The 322-nt window shown below is 62.4% G+C and carries 1 protein-coding gene; it reads left to right on the top strand.

The window, feature by feature from the left end:
* A partial coding sequence (locus RVY79_RS18515; protein WP_317466007.1) for a M23 family metallopeptidase occupies positions 1–289 on the top strand: 289 nt, incomplete at its 5' end.
* Positions 290–322: the final 33 nt, after the last annotated feature.

The raw sequence follows: 322 nt of genomic DNA, 5'->3' as shown, positions 1-322 counted from the left end.
CAAGATCGAACCCAAGCTCCGGGTGGGAATGTCCGTCGATCGCGCTCAACGTGTTGGTGCGGTTGGTCGTACCGGCACGGCAACCGGACCGCACCTGCATTTCGAAGTCCGTCGTGCCGATCGTCCTATCGATCCGCTTGCCTTGATTCACAAAGCAAGTACGCAAGCCCTACGCGGCGATCAACTCGCGGCATTCCAGCGTGTTGCCACCTTGGCGATGACGCGTCTTGCCGGCGCTGGGCCGGCATCGGTGGTGGCGACTTCTGCCGCCCAGAGCAACGTGTGTTGATGCGTGTGCCAAGTCTGCGGTCCGCCTCCGTAG

The organism is Chromohalobacter sp. HP20-39, assembly GCF_033052815.1.
Taxonomy (GTDB): Bacteria; Pseudomonadota; Gammaproteobacteria; order Pseudomonadales; family Halomonadaceae; genus Chromohalobacter.
This window is presented reverse-complemented; position numbering and strand designations above follow the sequence as displayed.